Annotated in this window: 1 protein-coding gene; it reads left to right on the top strand. The window is 55.3% G+C overall.

From position 1 onward, the window contains the following. Positions 1-1,114 (top strand): DUF7507 domain-containing protein (locus tag E4S40_RS17050; protein WP_135077171.1); only part of this gene is annotated, 1,114 nt, incomplete at both ends.

Raw genomic sequence — 1,114 nt, 5'->3', positions numbered from 1 at the left:
AGCCGAGCAGAATGCCGACATTGTTATTGACATTACGGACAACGAAGCGGACATTACTGAAGAGGGCGAGGAGATCACGTATACGATCACGGTAACCAACACGGGTAACGTGACCTTGGAGAATGTAACGATCGTGGATTCGCAAACCGGTTTGGTGGTGAACGTGGGTACGTTGAAGCCGGGCGAGAGCAAGTCTGTAGATACGACCTATCCGGTGGATCAGGACGACGTGGATACCGGCAGCGTGACCAACGAGGCTACGGCTACGGGCGAGAGTCCGAGCGCGGGTGACGACGATCCGACCGATACTGATGAGGTGACCACGCTTATCACGCCGCTTCCGTCCATTGAGATGGTGAAGACAGCGGATAAGGAGACTGTATCCGAAGTCGGCGAGGTGGTGACTTATACCTTGACTGTGACCAACACGGGTAACGTGACCAAGACGGATGTGACGGTGAGCGATCCGCTGACCGGTTACACCGAGGTAATCGAGACCCTTGCTCCGGGAGAATCCGTGGTGTTGACCACTGAGTATGTGGTGACCCAGCAGGATCTTGACAACGGGGAGATCATCAACGTGGCGACTGTGAAAGCGACTACTCCGGATGACACCGAGGTTGAGGATGAGGATTCCGAGTCCGTGATAGCCGAGCAGAACGCATCCATTGAGATTGTGAAGACTGCCGATAGAGAAGATATCCAGGGCATCGGCGAAGAGGTTGTATATACCTTGACGGTGACCAACACCGGAAACGTGACGCTGACCGATGTGACGGTTACCGATCCGTTGACCGGTCTGGATGTGGCCTTGGGTACGCTGAGTCCTGGAGAGACCAAGTCTGTAGAGACTACGTATACGGTTGCTGCGGGCGATCTGGAGAACGGCATCACCAACGTGGCGGTTGTTACGGCGACCACCCCTGATGACGAGCAGATCGGAGACGAGGACAGCATCACGATCGGTGTGAGTCCGAGAGAGATCATTGCCAACGACGATGATTTCGGGACCTACTTTGTAAGCTACGGCGGTCGCTTGGGCAACATTTTGGACAACGACCTGTTGGAGGGTCAGCGTCCTGATCCGGACGATGTGGACTTCGAGTTCACCGAG

This window comes from Algoriphagus kandeliae, assembly GCF_004571135.1.
Classification (GTDB): domain Bacteria; phylum Bacteroidota; class Bacteroidia; order Cytophagales; family Cyclobacteriaceae; genus Algoriphagus; species Algoriphagus kandeliae.
The sequence above is the reverse complement of the archived record's forward strand: the minus strand, read 5'-3'. Positions and strand labels throughout refer to the sequence as shown.